Below are 24820 nucleotides of genomic sequence, written 5' to 3'. Positions count from 1 at the left end.
TTTAGATAAAAAGGCCCCTATGATAGGAGCCTTCACAATTTCTTAAGAATATGTTTCTTCTTTCTTTACTTGCTCTTTTACAAGCTCTGTCAATAATTCTATAATTTCATCATTTTCTTCTTTCAAACCGACAGTAATACGAATACCATCATGTATACCAAATGCAGCACCAGAACGAACAATGTAGCCTTTCTTCATTAATCGTTCGAAAGCCTCATTACCAGGAATACCGAGTTTTAAGAAAATGAAATTTGTTTGAGATGGATAATAGAATACGTTATATTCCTTACAAAATGCGTAATATTGATTTAATCCTTCTTCATTCTTTTTCACACATTCTTGTAAAAATGCTTGATCTTCTATTGCAGCGAGTGCTACAGCCTGCGCTACAGTCGATGTATTAAATGGTAACCTTGCTACTTCTAGCTGTCCGATTAAATTCGCGTTACCAACCGCATATCCGATACGGAAAGCAGCTAAGCCATACGCTTTTGAAAACGTGCGTAAAACCATAAGATTTTCATATTTTTCAAGAAGTGGTAATGTTTGCGGATAGTCTTCTGTCCCCACATATTCATAATATGCTTCGTCCATAATAACGAGCGCTGACTTAGGAACTGATTCTAAAAATGAAAGTAAGTTTTGTTTCTCTACATATGTACCTGTCGGATTATTCGGGTTACAAATCCATACAATCTTCGTTTTATCATCTATTTGCTGTAACATCGCATCTAAATCGTGAATGCCATCTTTAAGTGATACTTCACGAACTTCTGCTCCTTCAATAACAGCATGGTGATGGTATTGCGAGAATGTTGGATTCGCCATTACAACATTTGTTCCTTCATGTAGTAATGCACGGCTAATCATTTGAATGACTTCATCTAATCCACTACCAAATAACAGTTGTTCTGCTTTGACACCTAACTGCTCTGCTACTTTTGTCCGAAGTTCAAATGCATATCCATCTGGATAAAGAGCATATTGACTCGCTAAAGAAGTTAATGCTTCTGTTACGCGTGCTGAGCAACCGAATGGATTTTCGTTCGATGCTAATTTCACAATTTTTGATAATCCATATTCCCTTTTTACTTCTTCAATATTTTTCCCAGGTACATATGCTCTCAAAGTTAACAATTGCTCTTTCACTCTCATTTTTCTTCCCCCAGTCGTTTTATTCAATTCAATTACAATAAGGTTGTAATCTCTCACTGCAATCGTTTATCTTAACCGTCACTATTACGAGGATACCTTTAAACAAGCACTTCTTAGCTCTTAAACCATATCCTTTTGAAATGCCTCTAACGCAATATGAACAGTCTCATCTGGAATAGATACGACATTCACTACCCCATATTCCTGCATTAACACCATATGAATTGCTCCAGCGTTCGCTTTCTTATCTTGTTTCATTAATTGAACGAGACGCTCTACATTCAAATCACTTGGCATTTTTGGATATCCGTACTTTAAGAACCACTGCTTCATCTCTTCATAAGAAAGATTAACCTTGTACACTTGCTCACTTAAAAACAAGGCAAATAACATTCCAACCGCTACTCCGTCACCGTGAGTAATATTTCCATATCCTAGTTCTTTTTCAAGAGCATGGCCTAACGTATGTCCAAAGTTCAAATGGGCACGTACACCTTTTTCTGTTTCATCTTGTGATACAATATTTGCCTTTACAGGAATTGCCTTCGTTAATATATGGATTAACTTCTCATCACGAAGATCCGCTAATGTTTGCACTTCTTCTTTTAACCAATGATACAGCTTTACATCACCAATAAGAGCATGTTTTATCACTTCTGCATAACCTGAACGCCACTCTTTTTCAGGAAGTGACTGTAAAAACGGCGTATGATATACAACTGCTTCTGGTTGATGGAATGCACCGATCATATTTTTACCTAACGGATGATTGATCGCTACTTTCCCACCTACTGCGCTATCGTGAGCTAATAAAGTCGTTGGAACTTGAACGAAGCGAATTCCACGCATAAACGACGCAGCAACAAAACCAGCTAAATCTCCAATCATCCCGCCTCCAAGTGCAATAATTAAAGAATTTCTATCTAATTTATTTTCAAGAGCTGACGTATGAGCCGCATAGAAATTTTCAAAAGACTTCTCTTTTTCGCCACTCGGTACAACGAATGAAAATACTGTTTGCTCTATTTGCAACGCGTCTACAACTGTCTGTAAATGTAAAGTTGCAACAGCTTCATCTGAAATGATCATGATGTTTGATACAGATGGCTGCATGTTTTGAATGATTGTTGTCAAATGTGACAACGATTCTTTTCCTACATGTACATCATATTCTTTTGATTTCGTTTGAATATGTATGTTTCCCATTAAAATCCCCTCGCATATTCATTATGTTTCTCAATATTTTCACGAATAAGGTCCATACGATCGAATCCGAATTGTTCTATTAAAGCTGTCGCTAATTCCCAAGCCACAACCGCTTCTGCAACGACACTAGCTGCTGGCACAGCACAACTATCTGAACGTTCAATGCTCGCTGTAAAAGGCTCTTTTGTTTCAATATCTACACTTTGAAGAGGTTTATATAGTGTAGGGATCGGTTTCATCACACCGCGCACAACAATTGGCATTCCAGTCGTCATACCGCCTTCTAATCCACCTGCATTATTTGTTCTTCGTGTATATCCATGTTCCTCATTCCACAGAATTTCATCATGAACTTCACTTCCCGGTCTATGCGCTGCTTCAAAACCAATTCCAATCTCGACGCCTTTAAAAGCATTAATGCTCATAATTGCGGCTGCTAATTTCGCATCCAGTTTTCGATCATAATGCACATAGCTACCGACCCCAATTGGCATTCCTTCCACAATCACTTCGACGATTCCACCGATTGAATCTCCATTTGCTTTCGCATCATCAATTGCTTTCATCATTTGGTTACCTGCTTCTTCATCTAAGCAACGTACAGGTGATGCTTCTGTAATACTTTTTAATTCTTCAATTGAACTATACGTAATTTCCTGAGCCTCAACACCGCCAATTTCAATTACATGGCCCGCTACTGTAATACCAAGTTCTGCTAACACTTTTTTAGCAACCGCACCAGCAGCAACACGCACTGTCGTTTCGCGTGCTGAAGAACGCTCCAGTACATTTCTCATATCTCTATGACCATATTTAATCGCACCATTTAAATCAGCATGTCCAGGTCTTGGTTTTGTTACTTTCCTTTTCATTTCTTTTTCTTCTTGTTCCGTTAAAGGCTCTGCGCCCATAATTTTTGTCCAATGTGCAAAATCACGATTTTCAACAACAAGTGCAATTGGAGAACCTAATGTCTCTCCATGTCTAACACCACTTACAATTTGCACTTGATCTGTTTCAATTTGCATGCGTCTACCACGCCCATGCCCCTTTTGCCTTCTAGCTAACTCTTCATTTATATCATCCGCTACTAAAGGCAGTCCTGCTGGAACACCTTCTATAATCGTTGTAAGTTGTGGACCATGAGATTCACCAGCTGTAATATATCGCATACGTTATTCCTCTTTTCGTATATGTATTTATCTCGCTATATTAAGCAATGATATTATCTTTCCTTACTCTAAAAATATGAAAGAAATTATATATTTGATCAGCCATTCGCTTATTCTCCGATAGGCCTTTTACTTTACATATCAATATATCATAACAGCTCTAACTTCGTAACTAATTGAAATAAAAAAAGTGCAAGAAGAATACCCCTATTCTCCTTGCACTTTCTACTATTATCACAGTGATTAAAGCGTTTACAAATTATTTCAAAATAATTAGTAAATCCATTCATTCATTAATTTTGAGTAGTCAACTAATTCTTCTTCCTTAAAGAAAATAGCAATCTCGCGCTCTGCACTTTCTAACGAATCAGAACCATGGATAATGTTTTTCGCAACAGTTACACCGAAATCTCCACGAATTGTTCCAGGAGCTGCTTCATGTGGTCTTGTTTTACCCATCATGTTACGAGCTGTATCTACTACACCTTCACCTTGCCATACCATTGCGAATACAGGGCCAGATGTAATAAAGTCTACTAATTCACCAAAGAAAGGTTTCTCTGTGTGCTCAGCATAGTGTTGTCCAGCAATTTCCGGAGTGACTTGCATTAATTTTGCACCAACTAATTGAAAGCCTTTTTTCTCAAAACGAGCTACGATTTCCCCAATGAAGGCACGTTGTACACCGTCTGGTTTTACCATTAGAAATGTTTTTTCCATAAAAAATCTCTCCACTTCTGAATTATGTATGTAATTGTATATCCCCACACACATATTAACACCCTTATCACAATTGCGCAATAGTTTTGAAATAGAGAGATTATTTTATTTTTTAGAAAAAACACTAAAATTTTCGTTTCCCAATATACTTTGCTACATTTTGTAATGCATACTTCGCTTGTCCACGCGGAAGTGGTTTTATGATTTCTAATGCTTTATGTAAATAACGTTCACTAAACGCAAATGCTTGATCAATAGCGTCACTATTTTTTACAGCCTCAATAATTTCTTTCATTTCGTCCGCTGTTGTATTTTCATGTACAGATATGATTTTCTTACGAAGGATCGGATCTTCCATAGCGTATAGGGCAGGAAGCGTAATATTCCCTTGTAGTAAATCTCCACCAGCAGGTTTTCCAAGCTTCTCTTCTGTGGAAACGAAGTCTAAAATATCATCAATAATTTGATAAGACATTCCTACAAAATACCCATACCAAAATAGTCGATTTACCGTATCACGATTAGCGCCAGCAGCAATTGCTCCTAGTTGACAACTCGCAGCAATTAATAATGCTGTTTTTCGCTTTATTCTTCTTAAATACGTTCGTAAATTTTGGTCATAATTGTACTTATCTTTAATTTGTTCAATTTCACCTTTACAGACTTCTAAAATGGTATGCGATAGCGCCTGATGCGCCTCTGGAATTTCGATATTTGTTATACATTCAAGAGACTTAGCGAACAAATAATCCCCTGTATACATTGCAATACGATCTCCCCATTTCGCATTCACAGTTGCACTACCACGTCGTAAAAATGCAGCATCAATAACATCATCGTGAACAAGAGAAGCCATATGAATAAGTTCTAACGCAACAGCTACATGTTTAATTGCATCTAACTTATAATCTCCAAATTTTCCCGCAAGCAACACAAATACAGGACGAATTCGCTTCCCACCAGCTTCAATAAGTTGTAATGCCGCCTCTTCTACCAATGGCTGTTCAGAAGCAACTGTCTTTTTTAATTCTTTTTCTATCACATTAATATCCGATCGTAAAAAAGAGTACATAAGTTGTAACTTCATATTGTTCACCTTAACCTAAAACTTCTTTTTTCTTTTTTTCTATTTTGATTCTGGTTTCATACCTAAATGCATCGCTGCTACCCCAAAAGTAAACGGCTTCACTTGTACACGTTCAAGTCCAGCTTCTTCAAACATATGAGCCAATTCTTTCATACCCGGGAATGTACTAGCAGATTCTTGCAGCCATGAATATTCTTTAAAACTTTTCGCAAATAACTTTCCAAATAACGGCATGATATATTTAAAGTATAAAATATATCCTTGTCGAAAACCAATCATTGTTGGTTGAGATGTTTCTAAACAAATTACTTTTCCACCTGGTTTTACTACACGCGTCATTTCTTTTAATACGTGCATATAATCCGGTACGTTACGTAAACCAAATCCAATCGTTACATAATCAAATGTGTTATCTTCAAATGGAAGTTCCATTGCATTCCCGTGTAAAAGTTCTACTTGTTTTAATTGTAACGCCTCTACCTTTTGCTTACCGACAGATAACATATTTTCACTGAAGTCTAAACCAACAACCTGGCCCTGTTCACCTACCGCTCCAGCTAGCGCGATTGTCCAGTCCGCTGTCCCGCAGCATACATCAAGAGCTTTGCTACCTGGTTTTACATCCATAATGCGCATCGTCTCTTTACGCCACGCTTTATGTCTTTGAAAACTAATGACAGAATTCATCACATCGTATTTATCAGAGATTTTCTCAAATACATCATGTACTCTTTCTTCTTTTGATTGTTGCATGCTCGTACCTTCTTCCAATGTAAAATTGCTTATGTCTTCGATTTATCTCTTAACACAGAGTTTATTTCGCTTATATCTGTGTGGTTTTCCAAATATTGATTTTCTTTCTTTCTGAGTGCCATCATCCATCCATGAATAACTGTTTCTACCTCCGCTTTATCCTTCATAATCCCTTGAACTGCTTGAAAAACAGGTGAATGTTGTTTATCAGCGTGCAGTTCACATTCTTTTTGAAGACGGTTTTTTCCTAGTACATACGTTATAAATGGCTTCCAATGCGATACATGAAAATGATCACATGTTTTTTGCAAGAGTGCAGACTCAATCGTTACTACACTTTCCATTATGTCATCCATCGTTTCATGCGCTTTTTGATATAACATTATTTTGTGTTCATTAATTTCTTTAATTCCTTCAGCAAGCGCGCGAATTAAAACAATATCACGATTCATAGACAATAAGTAATAATATAACCCACTATAGTAATCACCAGCAAGTACTGTTAACTGGCGACGTTTATGCGATTCAACCGCTTCTTCCCCTGCTTTATTTGATACTCTTTCATGTGTATCAAGCGCAATTTGCACAAGCATAATCGTTACTACATAATGCTCAATTTGTTCTATATGTAAATTTTCACTTTTTAAAGCACCATATAACAATGCTATTTTTTCTTCATCAATAAATGGTTCTTCAATATAGTTTATAAAATAAGGATGGCGTAATTTCTCCATCAATTTCTCTCTTATACCCGCATACCCTCCGTAGATGTCACACACAAAAATCACCCTTGTTTTCTAATTCATAAAACTTATTATAACACATACATTCTATTTTCTATAACCAAAACTTGGCTACTCTTTCCAAACTTCCACCGAACTAAATAACATCTTCCATTCTTTTTAGTAGTCCTTCTATTCTCACTCTGCCTTGCTAAAACTATATCATTTATTTACATAAAAAAAAAAGAAAAGCAGTTTCCTACTTTTCTTTACTTTGTTTTAATAAAAGATAAAATTTCACTACGTGCCGCTGCATCATTTTCTAACACACCACGTACTGCTGTTGTTACAGTTTTCGCGCCCGGCTTTTTCACACCACGCATCGTCATGCACATATGTTCCGCTTCTACTACTACCATTACACCATGCGGCTCTAGTACTTCCATAATAGAGTTCGCTACTGTTGATGTAATACGTTCTTGCAGTTGTGGACGACGTGCAATTGTATCTACAGTTCGAGCTAATTTACTTAACCCTGTCACTTTTCCGCCTTGTGGAATATATGCAACGTGAGCAACTCCATAGAATGGAACTAAATGATGCTCACACATCGAATAAAACGGTATATCTTTTACTAGTACAAGCTCCTCGTGATCTTCTCCGAACACTTTATGCAAATGTTCTTTCGGATCTTCATGCATACCCGCGAACACTTCTGCGTACATTTTTGCCACACGCTTTGGTGTATCAAGTACTCCCTCACGATTTGGGTCATCTCCGATTGCCTCTAAAATAAGGCGTACTGCATGTTCAATTTGTTCTAAATTAACTTTCGCCATCCGCTAGCCCTCCCGAAAACCTAAAAGTGATACGAACACATTCTAGCATATTTATGTTTTTAAAAGCAAAAAGAAGAGTTCCCAAAAAGGAAACTCTTCTTCCCTGTTAATATGTAAGGATTATTTAACCGCATCTTTTAACGCTTTACCAGGTTTGAATGCAGGTACTTTACTTGCAGCGATTTCAATCTCCTCACCTGTTTGTGGGTTACGACCTTTACGAGCCGCACGCTCACGAACTTCGAAGTTACCGAATCCGATCAGTTGTACTTTATCACCTTGTTTTAAAGCTTCTAAGATAGAATCAAAAACAGCGTCTACTGCTTTTGTTGCGTCCTTTTTAGAAAGGGAACTTGCTTCTGCAACAGCATTGATTAAATCTGTCTTGTTCATGCCATTCACCTCCTCCCAAAGATAAGACTGTATAATGATCATAAAATGAGTCTTACTTTCATTTGTAGGCAATTTTTACAAATTCTATACTACAAAGATGTAGATAAATCATTATCAACGCCTATATTATACGATTCTCCTTTATAATTCAATATTTTTAAGGAAATTGTTACTCTTAAAATGTGAAAATCTGATGAAACTTGACAATTTACAACAATATATTAGATAATGACTGTTTATTTTGCTATTCTATACGCGAAAATCAAAAAAATCCCTCTACGATGAGAGGGATTTTTTTCTTATAATATAATCGCAATTAATCCGCCAGATCCTTCATTAATAATTCTTTCTAGCGTTTCTTTTAATTTATATCTCGCATTTTCTGGCATTAAAGATAGTTTCGCTTGAATGCCTTCTCGAACAATAGAGCTAAGTGAACGTCCGAATATATCAGAATTCCAAATTGATAATGGGTCATCTTCAAAATCCTGCATTAAATAACGAACTAATTCTTCACTTTGCTTTTCAGTACCAATGATTGGCTCAAACGTTGACTCCACATCTACTTTAATCATATGAATAGACGGAGCTACAGCTTTTAATTTCACACCAAACCTTGAACCGTGACGAATAATTTCTGGCTCATCTAAGCTCATGTCAGCTAACGCAGGCGCTGCTACACCATATCCTGTTTGCTTTACCATACGCAGGGCATCCGCCACTTGATCGTATTCTATTTTCGCATGAGATAAATCGAGCATAAGCTTTAATAAATGATCTTTCCCTCGAATTTCTACTCCTACTACTTCTTTTAAAATTTGATCATATAATTCATCTGGTGCATATAAATCAATCTCTGCTACACCTTGCCCCATATCAATGCCAGCTAAGCTCGCTCGATCAATAAATTCATACTGACTAAACTGCCAAACGACACGGTCCACATCACGAAGACGTTTTATATCCTTCACAGTCTCTTGAACAGCTTCTTGATAACTTTGGCGTAACCAATGCCCTTCATTTAACACCATCACCCAGCTCGGAAGGTTAACATTCACTTCTAAAACCGGGAACTCAAATAAAGCCTCTCGAAGCACATTGTACACATCTGTTTCCCTTAAACTTTCTACACTCATCGCAATGACTGGGATATCATATTCTTCAGATAAACTTTGGCGCAATTGCTCTGTATCTGGATGATACGGCTGTACAGTGTTGATGATCATAATGAAAGGTTTTCCGACTTCTTTTAACTCATTTACTACGCGTTCTTCTGCTTCTATATAATCTCTTCTTGGAATTTCACCAATCGTTCCATCTGTTGTAATTACAACACCAATTGTGGAATGTTCTTGAATTACTTTACGTGTTCCGATTTCTGCAGCTTCATGGAATGGAATAGGTTCTTCATACCAAGGAGTATTAATCATGCGCGGGCCATTCTCATCTTCATAGCCTTTTGCTCCTGGAACCGTATATCCAACGCAATCTACCAATCGAATATTCACTTCAAGACCTTCATCTACTTCGATAGAAACCGCTTGGTTTGGAACAAACTTCGGTTCCGTCGTCATGATTGTACGACCAGCAGCACTTTGAGGCAGTTCATCCTGCGCCCTTTGACGGTCAGACTCATTCTCAATATTAGGAATAACTACAAGTTCCATAAATTTTTTAATGAATGTTGATTTCCCTGTTCGAACAGCTCCTACAACTCCAAAATAAATATCACCGCCTGTGCGTTCCGCAATATCTTTAAAAATATCTACCTTTTCCAAGTGATTCCCTCCCTCAATATTTTTGGGAATAATTCCACATTTATAGTCAACTAATACCTTCTCTAACGTTGCCTATAATATCTGATATAATATAATGGTATTCTAGAAGTTCGGACAATATATCATATAATTTTGTCCAATTTCATATGACTATTAAAAAATACCTTTTGTTTGCATCGCAAGTTGTGTAACATAAAAAACCTTTCTTCTAGAACTTATTCACTAAAAGAAAGGTTCATGACTTATGATTTTAAAAAAATTGGTTCTCCATTCTTTACCGTATACGGTAAAGAATACGCAGGTACAAATGGAGAATCTTTCGAAAGTATATTCCGAATATCTTCCCCCTCCTTAAATTGCCCTTCATTTTTTTTCAACGCTTCATATAAGTCGATTCGATAATCAACATAAATTTCTCCCTTTTCATTGATTACAAAAGGAAGCCCTTTACCAGAATACGGACTTGTCACTTGCGGCACATCTTTATATCCTAGTTTTTTGAAATCTAATTCATACACACCATCTGAAATTACCTTTTTAAAAGGCGGATATTGATGTTCATCCCGATACATCCTAAGCTTTAATGATAATTCCTGGATTTGTTCAGCCATCCTAACATCAATTAACTTTACTGTTGGGTTTGTTTCAACGTCTATTAATACGTATTGGTATACTCCTCCGCTTTCATACGCATTTCCTGGCGCTTCTTGTATGTAACGCGGAGCAATCTTTTGAAAATCGATTGGATACTTTTGATAAATAGGCGTACTCATATCCCGCGTCTTAATTGGCAATATCCCCTCATTTTGCTCCTTAAATGTCACTACAGCTTTTTGAACAACCTGTATCTGATCTTCATAAGGAACGGCATTTTGTTTCATATTTTCTTTCGGATACAGACATCCTGTTAAAAGGCTCATACAACAAAATATTAAAATAATATGGACTTTTTTCACTAGCAATCACCTTTTCATACTAATATAACTTGCTCCGTATGTAGCATTTTCGAGACCATTCCCTTTACTGCTGTACAGGTCCACTAAATACAACAAGAAAAATAACAATTCCTGACACAATCATAAGGGTGTACGCTACTAACGCTGTAATCCCTTTCAAAAATTTATTCTTTATTTTGTATCTACTTAGTAAAATAAAACTTACTGCAAAAAACATAAATCCAATTGCTCCTAAAGCAAACCACATTTTTATGAGCCCTTCTGACATATACACACCCCTTTTTATCAATCTATTTTTATACTATTTTAACAAATTAAAATCTTTAAACAAATATAAAAAGAACATTTTACTAAAAATTACGAATATATAACTTTAATCAACAGGTTTTTTCGCATCTTCCACTAATCTAAATAAAAATAAAACCGAAGCGAGTGTATCTCTCGCTTCGGTTGACCAAATATGCCCAAAACAGCTCTATTCCCATACTTTCATGGCTATCATATGCAATCTACAAACTCTTTGTTTCTTATATTTATTTTTTAAACATTTTGCTTAACGAGCCAAAATCAGCGGGCATATTATTGTTAATGATCGCTTTTACAATTTGATCCTCTTGTTCTTTCGGCACTTCACGTCCTGCCATAAGAGCCACTTGATGAATCAATTGACGAAGCACAGTCTCATCACGTAAATTCGCATTCTGTACAGATGATGCTAATTTAAAAATATCTTCTTTATTCACTTTCGCTTCTTTTTCAATGTTATTAAAAATGTTATTATCCATTCTTTTCACCCTCTCCTCAAGTTACTCTTCATCCTATGCAAAATTAAAAAAATGGTGAAAAGACCCATAAAAATAAAAAGCGACAGAAGTACAAATGTACTTCTGTCGCTTTTCTTTAAAGTAAGTCAGGTATAGCTTCCACTTCATGTTTTCGAACACGTCCCATTAATGAGCCTACTGCATCTTTCACATTATTCCCATTGAACAGCACGTCATATAAAGCAGCTGTAATCGGCATTTCAACTTCCATTTTCTCTGCTAATTCGTGAGCAGCTTTCGTTGTTCTTACACCTTCTACAACCATACCCATGCTTTCTAACACCTCTTCTAAAGAGTGTCCTTTTCCAAGCATATTTCCAGCGCGCCAATTTCGGCTATGAACACTTGTACAAGTTACAATTAAGTCGCCCATACCAGTTAGACCAGCAAACGTTAATGGATTTCCGCCCATTTTTCTTCCTAAACGAGCAATCTCCGTTAAACCACGTGTCATTAATGCCGCTTTCGCATTATCACCTAATCCAAGTCCATCAGTTATCCCAGCAGCTAATGCGATAATATTTTTTAACGCACCACCAAGCTCAACCCCAACAATATCCGGATTTGTGTATACACGGAAGTAACTATTCATAAACAAATCTTGTACTTCCTCAGCGGCTTCCATACGCTTTGCTGCAGACGTAACCGTCGTCTCTTGACGTAAACCGACTTCTTCAGCATGACTCGGTCCAGACAGTACAACAACGTCTTTAATCAAGCCCTCTGGAATTTCTTCCTCAATCACTTCCGAAATACGTTTTGACGTACCAGGTTCAATCCCTTTACTTGCATGAATCCAAGTAGTCGGACCCGCTACATATTTCTTCATATCTTGTAATACCTCTCTATACGCTTTCGTTGGTACTACAAGAAGTACTACATTTACATCTACTAATGCTTCTTCTAAAGAAGAGTAGGCTGCGATTGTGCTTGGCAATGTAATTCCTGGAAGGTATCGACTATTCTCATGTTTTGTATTAATCTCATCCATAAGTTCAGAACGATTTCCCCAAATACGTACATCATGTCCATTGTCAGCTAATACCATCGCTAACGCTGTTCCCCAGCTACCTGCTCCAACTACTGTGATTTTTGTCATAAAATCACATCCTCTCCATTAGTCTCTTGCTCTAGCGATAATGTGAATCGGCGTTCCTACAAAACCGAACGCTTCACGTAAACGATTCTTTAAGAAGCGCTCGTATGAAAAGTGCATTAATTCTGTATCGTTTACAAATATAACAAATGTTGGTGGTTTTACCGCAACCTGTGTCGCATAGAAGATTTTCAGACGGCTACCATTATGAGTTGGTGTTGGATTCATCGCTACCGCATCCATAATTACATCATTTAATACGTTCGTTTGAATACGGATACTATGGCTTTCATTTACTTCATTAATAACTGGTAATAATGTTTGTGTACGTTTTTTCGTTTTCGCAGATAAGAATACAATCGGTGCGTACTCTAAAAATTGGAAATGAGCACGGATGTTTTCTTCAAATGCTTTCATTGTTTTTTCATCTTTTTTCACTGCATCCCATTTGTTTACGACGATAATAACAGCACGTCCTGAATCATGAGCATATCCAGCAATTTTTTTATCCTGTTCAATAATTCCTTCTTCTCCGTCTAAAACGACTAAAACAACGTCAGAACGTTCAATCGCTCTAAGCGCACGAAGTACACTATACTTTTCTGTGCTTTCGTATACTTTCCCTTTTTTACGCATACCAGCTGTATCGATGATTACATAATCTTGACCATCTTTACTATATGGTGTATCAACAGCATCACGTGTCGTTCCCGCTATATTACTTACAATTACACGTTCTTGACCAAGAAGTGCATTTACAAGTGATGATTTCCCTACATTTGGACGTCCAATTAAAGAGAAACGGATTGTTTCATCATCATACGCTTCTTCTTCAATCTTTGGAAAATGATTTGCAGCTTCATCTAACAAATCACCAAGTCCTAAACCGTGTGTACCTGAAATCGGGAATGGCTCGCCAAATCCTAATGCATAAAAATCATAAATATCACTACGCATTTCTGGATTATCAACCTTATTTACCGCAAGTACAATTGGTTTTTTAGAACGATATAAAATTTTAGCAACTTCTTCATCTGCTGCAGTTACACCATCGCGACCATTCGTCATAAAAATGATAACATCTGCTTCATCAATCGCTACTTCCGCTTGTTGACGAATTTGTGTCAAGAACGGCTCGTCTCCAATATCAATTCCACCTGTATCAATAATGTTAAATTCATGATTTAACCATTCTCCCGCACTATAAATACGGTCTCGTGTTATACCTGGTATATCTTCTACGATTGAAACTCTTTCTCCAACAATTCTATTGAAAATAGTAGATTTTCCTACGTTCGGGCGGCCTACTATTGCTATTACTGGTTTCGGCATATACTTTCATCCTTTCAACTTGCTTCTGTTTATTATGTAAAAAACCCTTCTTTGTGCAAGAAGGGATTTGCATTCCAGAATATTTCTCAGCGTATCAAAACACCTCACATTATACCACACGTTACTAATGTTTCACAATAATATATACATTCTCTTGTAAGCGATGCGCAATACCATCTAAAATTGCCTCTAAATTATTTGCAACAAATTCTAACTCATCTGTCGATTCACAAGTAAACAAAGGGGCACCACCAGCAAATTTCTCCGGCGTTGTTGTAATAACCGCGAGAATTACACTTTCTAACATCATCTTTTATCTCCCCTTCCTTTCGGGGCTTCCGATGACATATGAACAGCACTTTCTAACGTCGGCACATTCCCTATGACACCTATCGCTTTCTCTGCATCTTGATCTTGTGGCAAGACAAAAATCCCAACCCTACCATCTTCTAAATCACGCTTTGCCAACGGCACAAGCGCTGGCGTACCAGAATCTCTATAAATCCCTAAAGCAACAGAAACATCATGTAAAATAGCTTGTCGTTGTCCTAAGTTTGAGATTGTCACCATCGCATCAATTGTTTTCGGCCTTAAAATAAAGCCCATTCCATATTTCATAATTTCCTCTTGCCTTGCTGGCAATCCAATATTCATAATGTAAATATTATCAATATACAGCCCCGCTCCTTCAAAACGAAGTGGAACATGCTCGATATCAACAAGATCATGTAACCTTCTGCCAGACATTAATTTTTTCGCGATAATAAATGCGATTATAGCCATAATTACTCCAGCAATCCACGAATGGAATCCTATATACGCAAACGTCGTTGCAAACGACGTTAACATCGCCAAATAGTTTCGACTTTCAAAAACTAACGCAATCCCTTCAATATATGTATTTCCACGCGGTACGAGCTCATATCCATCTAATTGTTGAAGGGTATTTCTTTCCATATTACGCACATCACGAAACTGTGTTGCTGCTAATGTAAGAAATGTAATAGCAGAAAAATCTTTTTTCAAAATTGACGGAATCGCAATCGCTCCTAAAGCCGCTGCAATTAACCCCATCGCAACGTGAATAATTTTCCCGTGGAGCCTCGTCGGATATTGACGCGTATCTGTCCGGAGCATTAGCACTCTCGTTACTGTCCCCGCTATTACTCCGCATAAAATGGCCGGTGTATATTCAGTCATGTATTACCCTCGCCTTTCTTTTACGTGCTTTCCTCTTGAACTGTTCCATGTATACTGATGCTTTTGCAATCCAAAACAAAATTGCCATGAAAAATGTAGCAACGGCGACGATATCAAAAAACGCTAAACTTCCGTAATCATAAGGGAATTGTAGTTTTCGAAAAATAAGTGTCACTAACAATTCCCCCTGTAACATTCCTATATAAAGAGAACATAATCGCAATATGCGATCCTCATGCAATAAAACCGATGCATACACAAGAGCACCACTTACCAAAAACAACCTGTCCACCACAATCCAAATCGGATCATATACTTCTAACAAATGAAAACTTGTATATAACATTGCAATAATAAGTGCCGAAAGTAAGCTATATAATTTTTTCCAAATAGAATATAGTGCGATTCCTATAAAAGCAACAATACAAAGCAAAAGTGCATTTACTGATACCGTGAATGAAGCAATCGTTACATGTAACGGAGAGCAAATAATAAAAATCAATATACAAGTGCTTATCTTCCACCGCATAGAGTCCTTTTTCATAAAAAAAGTTACAACAATCCACCCTATCCAAGCTAAAAAATAAAAAGTACTCCCTTCCATCATTTCACCTCCTATGTTTTCCATTATGGGAACTTTTTATGAAAGTTAATCCACTTTCTTCGCGCATAGTTTTTTCATATAACAGCAACACTTTTAATAAGGAGGTGCTATTCATTATGGGTAAAGATCGTCAAGAACGAAAACTAAGAGAATCACGTCGCGTTGAATCTGATCGTGACCAATCACTACAATATCCGGGTGCAACTGGACTGGATACACCAGAGCAAGCCCGAAAACAAAATCAGCACTAATGAACACAAAAAGACGGTTTCGATATTGTACGAAACCGTCTTTTACATAATTATTTTAATGATTTTTACTTATATCAAAATAACATTTAACATCCGAATTTTTCTATGGTTTATTTTTATCTCTACCTATTTTTCCTTTGCGAAATTAAACCCTCCCCAATAATTCAGTAGCAAACTATCTACATTTTCCAGCCTCTTTTTCAGTCGCAACTTGCACAAGATAGTGTTTATATAGGAATAATTTTGTTTTGATAGAATATTAATTCCATTCCTCACCTTATATTACTAAAACGAACAAAAACAAAAAAATCAACCAAACGGTTGATTTTTTTATCTTCTACTATAATGCGTCGTATCAATACCACGCTGTGTTAACCAATGATACGTTTCGCCCTTTACAACAAGAGGTACAGCCTGTAACTCTTCTATCGTCTTTGCACCAAGAGCTGTCATAATAAATTTCAAATCTGTATGTAAAAGATCAATTTCATCCACTAACTTCTCGATACCATCTTGCATTAAAATACGTAAAAAGTATCCAGCAAACGCAGTTGTATTCGCCCCTAATGCGATTGCTTTCGCTACGTCAAGCGCTGTTTGTATACCCCCAGATGCAATAAAAGAGAGGTTATTATTTGTAGAGGTTGCTTCAATAATCGAGGTTGCTGTTCGTATGCCCCAGTTATTAAAATAAGAAAGCATTCGCTGTCTTCTTTCATTTTCAACAGCAGCAAAATTTGTACCACCTTGTCCACCAATATCAATTGCCGTTACACCTATGCTCGCTAACTGTTGTACGGTTTCCTTACTCATCCCAAATCCAACTTCTTTCACAATGACAGGAACTTTACTATTTAATACAATTTTCTCAATGCGCTGAAGTACACCAGTAAAGTCACGGTCTCCTTCTGGCATCGTTAACTCTTGTATGACATTTAAATGAATTTGCAATGCACTCGCTTCAATCATATCAACGGCACGCTCTGCTTGTTCGATAGTTGCCTCACTACCTAAATTAGCAAAGAAAACACCATTTGGGTTTACCTTTCTGATAATCGTATAAGAAGCAGCCTCACTTTCATCTTTTAACGCCGCCATTTGCGACCCTACAGCCATAGCAAGATTATGATGTTTCGCTACATATGCTAATTGCTCATTAATATGTAACGTTTTCTCTCCCCCACCACCAGTCATCGCATTGATAAAAATCGGCGAACTTAGTGAAAGTTCGCCGATTTTTGTTTCACATGTTATTGTGTCATAACTTGAATTTGGCAATCCTTGATGCACAAAATCAATATCATGAAAGCCATGCGTACGAGACTGACCAGTAGAAAGAGCGTATTCAATATGATCTAATTTACGTTTTGCCCTTACCACTTGTACCCCTCTTTATTTCTTTAATTTTTTCAGTTGTTCACCAATAATATCACTTAATTGGAAAGTAGCAGAATCAGCATTTGGTTCATACTGACTGTAATCCTCAATTACATTATTTTCCTCAAGCGTTTCTTTTATACTTAAAGAAATACGTTTCTCTGCAACATGGACTTCAAGCACTTTCACTTTTACTTCTTGTCCCATTTCCAATACTTCATTTGGATTTTTCACGTGACGATTTGCAATTTGAGATACATGCACAAGACCTTCAACGCCAGGTAAAATTTCAACGAATGCACCGAATGTAACAAGACGTTTTACTACTCCCTCACGAATATCTCCAGCTTTTATTTCGCCAGCAACATTCTCCCAAGGTCCTGGCTGTGCTGCTTTAATTGATAAAGAAATACGTTGTGTATCAGCATCAACAGATAATACCTTTACCTTTACCTTTTGACCTTGCTCTAATACTTCAGAAGGTTGCTCTACACGTTCGTGTGAAATTTGTGAAATATGAACTAAACCGTCTACACCACCAACGTTAACGAAAGCACCAAAATCCGTTAATCGTTGCACTGTTCCTTCAACAACGTCTCCCTCTTTTAATGAAGAAATCGCTTCTTTTTTCTTAGAATCTAGTTCTAATTCTACTACTGCTTTATGCGAAAGGATTACACGATTTTTTTCGCGGTCTAATTCAACAATTTTCACGGCTAATGTTTTGCCTTTATAGTCAGTAAAATCTTCTACATAATGTACTTCTACAAGTGAAGCTGGGATAAAACCACGAACACCAAGGTCCACAACTAATCCACCATTCACGATATCTTTTACAGTAACATCAAACACATGACCAGAAGTAAATTTCTCTTGTAATTCTACCCATGCTTTTTCTGCATCAACAGCACGTTTAGATAAGACAAGATCATCTTCTTCTAATTTAATAATTTTTAATTCTAGTATTTGATCTAATTCTACAACATCGCTTGCTTTTTCAATATGAACGTTAGCTAATTCACTAATTGGAATTACGCCATCTGTTTTGTATCCAACATTTACAAGCACTTGTTTCTCTTCAACTTTCGTTACAGAACCTGTAACAACGTCACCAACTTGTAATTCTTTTGAATCCATAACTTCTTCATTCATTTTCTCTACCATGGAAATACCTCCCTACAGAATTGACAAAGCATTTTTTATGTATATACGAAATGAAAACATATGTTTTCATTTGCATGTTTAAGAATTTATCATCACATACTCAGTTTTCATACATTTCACTAGAAAATATATTAAACCTATATAAATAGTATACAGCAAAATCATCTTGAAGAAAGTATGTTTTGAAATATAATAGCGAATATATTCTGAAAGTTTTATCCTTCTTTTACTAACTTCTTACAAATCCAATCATTTGTCAAGGAAAGAGACTCACAATTCACGCATCCTTTACATTTCTATATAAACAAAAAAAGAAAGAGGTTATCCCCTTTCTTTATTTCGCAAACACTCCTGAAACAATACTCATAATTTTTTGGACAACTTCTTCAATTGATAAAGAAGTTGTATCTAATTCCAATGCATCATCAGCTTTCTTTAGAGGAGAAACCTCGCGTTCTGAGTCTAATTTATCACGCTGAGCAATTTCTTTTTTTAACTGCTCTAAATTAGAATCGAAACCTTTATTTATATTTTCTAAATGTCTTCTTTCTGCTCTTTCTTCAACAGAAGCAAGCATAAAGATCTTCACTTCAGCATCTGGTAACACATGCGTACCAATATCACGGCCATCCATTACAACGCCGCCTTTTTCCGCTAACTCTTGTTGACGACGTACCATTTCTTCACGAACAAGGCGATGTTTCGCCACAATAGATACTCGATTCGTCACCTCAGGTGTACGAATTACTTCAGAAACATCTTGTCCATTTAAAAATACAAGTTGTGTATTTTCTCCTTGCTGAAACTCAATATTTACATTCTTTACAACTTCCATTAACTTCTCTTCATTTTCAATGTCCACTTTTTGTTCAAGGGCTGCATATGTAATCGTGCGGTACATTGCGCCTGTATCAATATAAACGTAAGAAAGTTTCTTTGCCACAACTTTTGCAACCGTACTTTTTCCAGCAGCTGCTGGACCATCTATAGCAATTGAAATTCGTTTATCCATTGTAACACCTCATTTTTTCACTTATAAAACAAAACGAAAAGCAGGTATTCTCCTGCTTCTTCTCATTTGCTTCACGTCATTAAATCCTCAATTATTGTAGCATAATCCTCCATAGAAGAAAATGAAAACTACCTATTCACCTGTAAGATTTCTGCTTTGTTTTTTACCATGACACCTTCATAATAAACAATTTTAGATAAATATTTCACTGATGACTTATGTATAAATAACAATTGCACAACAGAAAGACAAATGAATTGTATTACTAATATACGAATAAAAATTTTCTCCATCTTTTTCAATGTAATTGCTCCCTCCTATCCTACATTTACACATTTCGTTTCGTGATTTTATACATCGTATATATAGCAGCTAACTTTATTGTCATTTTCGAGGCATACTTTTATACATTTCCATTGTCGAATTTACTCAAAACATGTTATGTTCTAAATGTATTTTTCAACTTGAAAGGGGTATAAGCATTGAAAAGAATCCTAGTTTTACACACAGGTGGAACAATTGCAATGGAGGAAGATAAAGAAACTGGGGTCGTACAACCAGGTGAAAAAAATCCTCTTTTAAAATTTATTCCTGATTTAGAAGGCGATGTTGATTTAATCGTTGAAGACGTGTTCCATCTACCATCTCCTCATATGACACCGAGCGAAATGTTACAATTACAAGTCATCATTGATGAAAGAGTAAAACAAGACAACATTCATGGCGTAGTCATTACGCATGGTACGGATACATTAGAAGAAACAGCCTATTTCTTAGATTTAACAGTGCAAGCAACTATTCCAATCGTTGTAACAGGTGCAATGCGTTCTAGTAATGAATTAGGTGCTGATGGTCTATATAACTTCTTATCGGCTGTAAAAGTAGCTAGCTGTAGTGAAGCTGCTGAAAAAGGTGTTTTAGTCGTATTAAACGACGAAATCCATTGCGCTACAAATGTAACGAAAACACATACAAGTAACGTGGCAACATTCCAGAGTCCACAGTATGGACCAATTGGTATGGTAACAAAGCGCGGCGTTGTATTCCATCACGCTTTAGTACACCATGAAACATATTCAGTAAATAAGGTTTCTAAAAACGTAGTTGTTCTAAAAGCATACGCTGGTATGGACGATACATTGTTAGCAGCAATTGAAAACCTTCCAGTAGATGGGATTGTTATTGAAGCACTTGGACAAGGTAATTTACCTCCAAGAACACTTCCTAGTCTAGAACGATTAATCGACAAAGGAATTCCTGTCGTATTAGTTTCTCGCTGTTTCAATGGCATCGTGCAAGATGTATATTCATATGAAGGTGGCGGCAAACAATTAAAAGATATGGGTATTGTATTCACATACGGTTTAAATGCTCAAAAAGCACGTATTAAATTATTAGTTGCATTAGAAAATACAAATTCTCATGAAACAATCCAAAATATGTTTATGCACAATTAAAAAGAAGCTGTCGAAGTTTATTTCGACAGCTTCTTTTTATATTTCCCTTGACGCAATGGTTTGCGCAATCGCATCCCCATGAAATCGACCGTTCTCAATAAATATTTCATTTGCATTATTTCCAGCAGCAATTACACCTGCAATGAAAATATTTTCAGCGTTCGTTTCCATTGTATCCTCTGCATAAATCGGACGTCCTGTTTCTTCATCAATCCGAACACCCATCTTCGTTAAGAAACTATGATCAGGATGGTAACCAGTCATCGCAAATACAAAATCATTTTGGATTGTATATGCCTCATCATCGACTGTAAACGTTACTGTATGTTCAGTAATTTCTTTCACGTGAGCCCTGAAATGCATTTGAATTGTGCCGCTTCGTACTAACGCCTCAAACTCCGGCAAAATCCACGGCTTAATGCTTGGTGAATACTCACTTCCGCGATATAAAACCGTTACACGCGCACCGGTTTTAACAAGTTCTAACGCAGCATCTATACTCGAGTTTTTCCCACCTATAACTACTACATCTCGATCAAAATAAGGATGTCCCTCTTTAAAATAGTGAGCTACTTTCTTCAGTTCCTCGCCGGGAACATTCATATAATTTGGATTGTCATAATATCCAGTTGCTACAACAACATATTTCGCTATATATATTTCTTTACTTCCGTCACGCTTTGTTGTCTCAACATGAAAAACTTCTCCATCTTTTTGTACTTTCTCCACTCGCTCAAAAGCATTTACACGTACAGATTTACGCTTTACTACTTCACGATAATACGCAAGCGCTTGATTTCGAACTGGCTTACGATTTTCTGTAATAAAAGCTACATCACCAATTTCTAATTTTTCACTAGAAGAGAAAAATGTTTGATGAGTTGGATAATTATAAATCGCATTTACAATGTTTCCTTTTTCAATTACTAACGGATTTATCCCTACCTTTTGCAACGAAATTGCTGCTGCTAATCCGCACGGACCGCCTCCAATTATGATAGCTGTTTCTTTCTGCATACTCAGCTCACTCCTAGTCTTCTACCAATACGCTATTTATAAAAACAAGAAAAAACCTACTTACAGCAGTAGGCACCTATCTTTATTGTATTCATTTTTCATATATTTGTCATCTAAACGAAACGTACATCCGATAGACATCTGCTAAAAACTGCTGAAATTTAATACCTTGTTTCCCTAATACATTTTCAGGATCAATCTTTCTAGCTGGGTCAAGTGTTTTATGTGATACGATATCTTTCTTCGGATTCAAGCCGAAGTTTTGACATAAATACGCATGATACCACGTAAAACGGGTATATGCTTCCCAAAAGTTAACATCACCGCCATAACAAAGTTCCACTCCAATGGCAGCCTTATTAGCATCATAACCATATAAGTCATTATCTGTCGGCACACCATATCGAACGTGATAGGCAACTTCATTTATAGGAACAATTTCCAATATTGTTTTATCATCTATAAATGTATGTGCCGAAGCTTTCGGTTGTATTTCATTAAAATAATCCCGATTCCCTATCGCATTGCTACCAGGGTTCCCCGTATCATGACTTACAATAAACCTTACTTTAGAAAGAGGAATTCCCGGTCGTGAACTTCCATACCCAATATAGTTACGCTCTATAGGAAACATCGCCATTACTACCAACTCCCGCTTCAGAAGATTACCTTACTTCTTTATATATGTATTCGGTAGCAATGTCCTTATCGCATATTTCTTACGCGAAGAGAAAATCGAAAATATTTGATGTGAACACCATAAATAATAAAATACTTACAGCAACTCCATAAAAACCGTAAAACCAAACACAATCTTCTTTCGTATCTAAACCGAAAAATTTATTTACAGATTGTAATAATGTGCCGCGCTTACTTTGTTTGTTTCTTAATACTTCCACTCGTTCTACAACATCTGCTGGCATCATAAATCTTTGGTCTACTGTCATTTTCATCATTTATCTCTCCTTAAAATCATTTCCGTTTTGTTTATCTAAGGAGAGTATAGCACGTTTGTTCGTGTAGAACAAGCGTTCTTTTTTGTTTTTATTTTATTTTTCAACAATCCAAGTAAGAATTGAGATTACAAAAGCGATAATCGGCCCTACTACAACTGCACCAAATATTAAAAACAGTAGTCCTTCTCCGAACATCCGAACGTTACTTGTTTTTCGGGCTTTCATCGTTCTTGAGAGTTCTCCCTCTAACCTCTTAACCTTTTCTTCTAATTGTTCTACTCGTTCCATCATTTCATTTTCCATATACAACACCTCAAACTAATACTTCAACAAAAAAACGTGATTCCCTCGAAAGGAATCACGTTTTCTCACGATATAATATTATACCCAACCTCTGAAGCGACTTGCTTCAGCCATTTTACGAACACCGACCATATACGCAGCTAAGCGCATGTTCACTTTACGAACTTGTGCTGTTTCATAAATAGAATCAAATGATCTTACCATTACTTTTTCTAAACGTTGTTCTACTTCTTCTTCAGTCCAGTAGTAACCTTGGTTATTTTGTACCCACTCAAAGTAAGATACTGTTACACCGCCAGCACTTGCTAATACGTCTGGAACAAGTAAAATTCCGCGATCTGTTAAAATTTTAGTTGCTTCTAATGTTGTTGGACCATTTGCAGCTTCAACAACGATTTTTGCTTTAATATTATTAGCATTTTCTTCTGTAATTTGGTTCTCAATTGCAGCTGGAACTAAAATGTCGCAATCAAGTTCTAACAATTCTTTGTTTGAAATTGTATTATTAAATAGTTTTGTTACTGTACCGAAGCTATCACGACGGTCTAATAAATAATCAATATCTAATCCGTTTGGATCATGCAATGCACCGTAAGCATCCGAGATTGCAATAACTTTCGCGCCTGCATCATGCATAAATTTAGCTAAGAAGCTACCAGCATTACCGAATCCTTGAACAACAACGCGTGCACCTTTAATATCAATGTCGCGTTTTTTTGCAGCTTCGCGAATACAGATTGTTACACCTTTCGCCGTTGCTGTTTCACGTCCATGTGATCCACCTAATACAAGTGGCTTACCTGTAATAAATCCTGGTGAATTAAATTCATCAATACGGCTATATTCATCCATCATCCATGCCATGATTTGAGAGTTTGTGAATACATCTGGAGCTGGAATATCTTTCGTCGGTCCTACGATTTGGCTAATTGCTCGTACATAACCGCGGCTTAATCTTTCTAACTCACGGAATGACATTTCACGTGGGTCACAGATAATTCCACCTTTACCTCCACCGTATGGTAAATCAACAATACCACATTTTAAACTCATCCAGATTGAAAGTGCCTTCACTTCATTTTCTGTTACATTCGGATGGAAGCGAATTCCACCTTTCGTTGGACCAACAGCATCATTATGTTGTGCACGATATCCTGTAAATATTTTAACAGTCCCGTCATCCATACGAACTGGTATTTTCACTGTCATCATACGAATTGGTTCTTTTAATAATTCATATACTTCGTTTGGATAACCCAATTTTTCTAATGCTTCACTAATAACAATTTGTGTCGAATTCAATAGTTCAAAATGTTGTTCCCTTTGTTGTTGTGTTTTTGTTTGAGTTCCCTTTTCGGCTACCATAGTAAGTAAACCCCCTGTAATTTCACTTGTTTAGTAAACCTTCATTGCCTAGTATACACCGTTAAATTTGGAATGCAATAG

The 24820-nt window shown here is 36.6% G+C and carries 29 protein-coding genes; 2 read left to right on the top strand and 27 right to left on the bottom strand.

The annotated features are described in order from the left end of the window. Positions 1-42: 42 nt before the first annotated feature. From hisC to JDS82_RS03930, 18 genes are all read right to left on the bottom strand, one after another. Positions 43-1155 (bottom strand): histidinol-phosphate transaminase, encoded by a 1113-nt coding sequence (gene hisC / locus JDS82_RS04015; RefSeq protein WP_199712745.1) that lies wholly within the window; start codon positions 1153-1155, stop codon positions 43-45. Positions 1156-1275: 120 nt separating this feature from the next. Continuing rightward, positions 1276-2361, bottom strand: coding sequence for a 3-dehydroquinate synthase (gene aroB, locus JDS82_RS04010; RefSeq protein WP_199712744.1), 1086 nt, complete (start codon positions 2359-2361; stop codon positions 1276-1278). Further along, positions 2361-3533 carry a chorismate synthase gene (gene aroC, locus JDS82_RS04005; protein ID WP_088057699.1) on the bottom strand — a complete coding sequence of 391 codons (1173 nt, stop codon included), beginning with the start codon at positions 3531-3533 and terminating at the stop codon, positions 2361-2363. Before aroC ends, aroB begins: the two co-directional genes overlap by 1 nt. Positions 3534-3806: 273 nt before the next feature. After that, positions 3807-4253: a nucleoside-diphosphate kinase gene (ndk, locus tag JDS82_RS04000; protein WP_000415885.1), complete on the bottom strand. Its 447-nt coding sequence runs from the start codon at positions 4251-4253 to the stop codon at positions 3807-3809. A 124-nt stretch (positions 4254-4377) separates the two neighbouring features. Then, on the bottom strand, positions 4378-5340 hold the full coding sequence (gene hepT / locus JDS82_RS03995; protein WP_048561342.1) for a heptaprenyl diphosphate synthase component II: 963 nt from the start codon (positions 5338-5340) through the stop codon (positions 4378-4380). Positions 5341-5379: 39 nt separating this feature from the next. Continuing rightward, positions 5380-6093, bottom strand: coding sequence for a 2-heptaprenyl-1,4-naphthoquinone methyltransferase (gene menG / locus JDS82_RS03990; protein ID WP_199712743.1), 714 nt, complete (start codon positions 6091-6093; stop codon positions 5380-5382). 29 nt (positions 6094-6122) lie between these two features. Continuing rightward, complete coding sequence (locus JDS82_RS03985) at positions 6123-6872, bottom strand: heptaprenyl diphosphate synthase component 1 (protein ID WP_002108646.1); 750 nt, start codon at positions 6870-6872, stop codon at positions 6123-6125. 212 nt (positions 6873-7084) lie between these two features. Next, positions 7085-7654, bottom strand: a complete 570-nt coding sequence (gene folE / locus JDS82_RS03980; protein ID WP_001151478.1) for a GTP cyclohydrolase I FolE — start codon at positions 7652-7654, stop codon at positions 7085-7087. Between the two features lie 120 nt (positions 7655-7774). Further along, positions 7775-8047, bottom strand: coding sequence for an HU family DNA-binding protein (locus JDS82_RS03975; protein WP_001043860.1), 273 nt, complete (start codon positions 8045-8047; stop codon positions 7775-7777). Between the two features lie 299 nt (positions 8048-8346). Further along, positions 8347-9825 carry a stage IV sporulation protein A gene (spoIVA, locus tag JDS82_RS03970; RefSeq protein ID WP_000416519.1) on the bottom strand — a complete coding sequence of 493 codons (1479 nt, stop codon included), beginning with the start codon at positions 9823-9825 and terminating at the stop codon, positions 8347-8349. A 242-nt stretch (positions 9826-10067) separates the two neighbouring features. Beyond that, the gene (locus JDS82_RS03965) at positions 10068-10781 is read right to left on the bottom strand and encodes a hypothetical protein (protein WP_000755477.1); all 714 of its coding nucleotides are present in this window, start codon (positions 10779-10781) and stop codon (positions 10068-10070) included. A 64-nt stretch (positions 10782-10845) separates the two neighbouring features. Further along, complete coding sequence (locus JDS82_RS03960) at positions 10846-11049, bottom strand: DUF2768 domain-containing protein (protein ID WP_001288995.1); 204 nt, start codon at positions 11047-11049, stop codon at positions 10846-10848. Between the two features lie 265 nt (positions 11050-11314). Further along, positions 11315-11566, bottom strand: a complete 252-nt coding sequence (locus JDS82_RS03955) for a stage VI sporulation protein F (RefSeq protein WP_000369753.1) — start codon at positions 11564-11566, stop codon at positions 11315-11317. 115 nt (positions 11567-11681) lie between these two features. Beyond that, the gene (locus JDS82_RS03950) at positions 11682-12704 is read right to left on the bottom strand and encodes an NAD(P)H-dependent glycerol-3-phosphate dehydrogenase (protein WP_000161770.1); all 1023 of its coding nucleotides are present in this window, start codon (positions 12702-12704) and stop codon (positions 11682-11684) included. 18 nt (positions 12705-12722) lie between these two features. After that, a complete protein-coding gene (gene der / locus JDS82_RS03945) occupies positions 12723-14033 on the bottom strand; it encodes a ribosome biogenesis GTPase Der (RefSeq protein ID WP_001125888.1) in 1311 nt (436 codons plus the stop codon). A 124-nt stretch (positions 14034-14157) separates the two neighbouring features. Further along, the gene (locus tag JDS82_RS03940; protein ID WP_000979052.1) at positions 14158-14343 is read right to left on the bottom strand and encodes a capping complex subunit for YIEGIA; all 186 of its coding nucleotides are present in this window, start codon (positions 14341-14343) and stop codon (positions 14158-14160) included. Next, the gene (locus JDS82_RS03935) at positions 14340-15233 is read right to left on the bottom strand and encodes a YIEGIA family protein (RefSeq protein ID WP_000141603.1); all 894 of its coding nucleotides are present in this window, start codon (positions 15231-15233) and stop codon (positions 14340-14342) included. The genes JDS82_RS03940 and JDS82_RS03935 overlap by 4 nt, the downstream gene beginning before the upstream one ends. Beyond that, positions 15226-15837, bottom strand: a complete 612-nt coding sequence (locus JDS82_RS03930; protein WP_199712742.1) for a YphA family membrane protein — start codon at positions 15835-15837, stop codon at positions 15226-15228. The genes JDS82_RS03935 and JDS82_RS03930 overlap by 8 nt, the downstream gene beginning before the upstream one ends. A 116-nt stretch (positions 15838-15953) precedes the next feature. On the opposite strand from JDS82_RS03930, the gene JDS82_RS03925 reads away from it, so the two are divergent. After that, entirely contained in the window at positions 15954-16088 is a 135-nt protein-coding gene (locus JDS82_RS03925) for a YpzI family protein (protein WP_000513900.1), read from the top strand. 330 nt (positions 16089-16418) lie between these two features. Here the strand turns inward: JDS82_RS03925 and JDS82_RS03920 are convergent, their stop codons facing one another. From JDS82_RS03920 to JDS82_RS03905, 4 genes are all read right to left on the bottom strand, one after another. Then, complete coding sequence (locus tag JDS82_RS03920; RefSeq protein WP_000251027.1) at positions 16419-17468, bottom strand: type 2 isopentenyl-diphosphate Delta-isomerase; 1050 nt, start codon at positions 17466-17468, stop codon at positions 16419-16421. 12 nt (positions 17469-17480) lie between these two features. Next, entirely contained in the window at positions 17481-18629 is a 1149-nt protein-coding gene (gene rpsA, locus JDS82_RS03915; RefSeq protein ID WP_000229549.1) for a 30S ribosomal protein S1, read from the bottom strand. 334 nt (positions 18630-18963) lie between these two features. Further along, positions 18964-19641, bottom strand: a complete 678-nt coding sequence (gene cmk, locus JDS82_RS03910) for a (d)CMP kinase (RefSeq protein ID WP_000361262.1) — start codon at positions 19639-19641, stop codon at positions 18964-18966. 128 nt (positions 19642-19769) lie between these two features. After that, positions 19770-19943 carry a YpfB family protein gene (locus JDS82_RS03905; RefSeq protein WP_000738047.1) on the bottom strand — a complete coding sequence of 58 codons (174 nt, stop codon included), beginning with the start codon at positions 19941-19943 and terminating at the stop codon, positions 19770-19772. Between the two features lie 180 nt (positions 19944-20123). Between JDS82_RS03905 and ansA the strand changes: the two genes are divergently transcribed. Beyond that, entirely contained in the window at positions 20124-21098 is a 975-nt protein-coding gene (gene ansA / locus JDS82_RS03900; RefSeq protein WP_000822014.1) for an asparaginase, read from the top strand. Between the two features lie 36 nt (positions 21099-21134). On the opposite strand, the gene JDS82_RS03895 is transcribed toward ansA, so the two are convergent. The 5 genes from JDS82_RS03895 to gudB form a co-directional block, all read right to left on the bottom strand. Beyond that, positions 21135-22115 (bottom strand): YpdA family putative bacillithiol disulfide reductase, encoded by a 981-nt coding sequence (locus JDS82_RS03895; RefSeq protein WP_001168483.1) that lies wholly within the window; start codon positions 22113-22115, stop codon positions 21135-21137. 109 nt (positions 22116-22224) lie between these two features. After that, positions 22225-22755, bottom strand: a complete 531-nt coding sequence (locus JDS82_RS03890; RefSeq protein ID WP_001240648.1) for a peptidoglycan recognition protein family protein — start codon at positions 22753-22755, stop codon at positions 22225-22227. A gap of 79 nt (positions 22756-22834) precedes the next feature. Continuing rightward, the gene (locus JDS82_RS03885; RefSeq protein ID WP_001983018.1) at positions 22835-23071 is read right to left on the bottom strand and encodes a DUF3961 domain-containing protein; all 237 of its coding nucleotides are present in this window, start codon (positions 23069-23071) and stop codon (positions 22835-22837) included. A gap of 93 nt (positions 23072-23164) precedes the next feature. Then, positions 23165-23374, bottom strand: a complete 210-nt coding sequence (locus tag JDS82_RS03880; protein WP_000426773.1) for a hypothetical protein — start codon at positions 23372-23374, stop codon at positions 23165-23167. A 78-nt stretch (positions 23375-23452) separates the two neighbouring features. Continuing rightward, the gene (gene gudB, locus JDS82_RS03875) at positions 23453-24739 is read right to left on the bottom strand and encodes an NAD-specific glutamate dehydrogenase (protein ID WP_000225171.1); all 1287 of its coding nucleotides are present in this window, start codon (positions 24737-24739) and stop codon (positions 23453-23455) included. Positions 24740-24820: the final 81 nt, after the last annotated feature.

Source organism: Bacillus cereus group sp. N14, from assembly GCF_016483555.1.
Taxonomy (GTDB): domain Bacteria; phylum Bacillota; class Bacilli; order Bacillales; family Bacillaceae_G; genus Bacillus_A; species Bacillus_A wiedmannii.
This window is presented reverse-complemented; position numbering and strand designations above follow the sequence as displayed.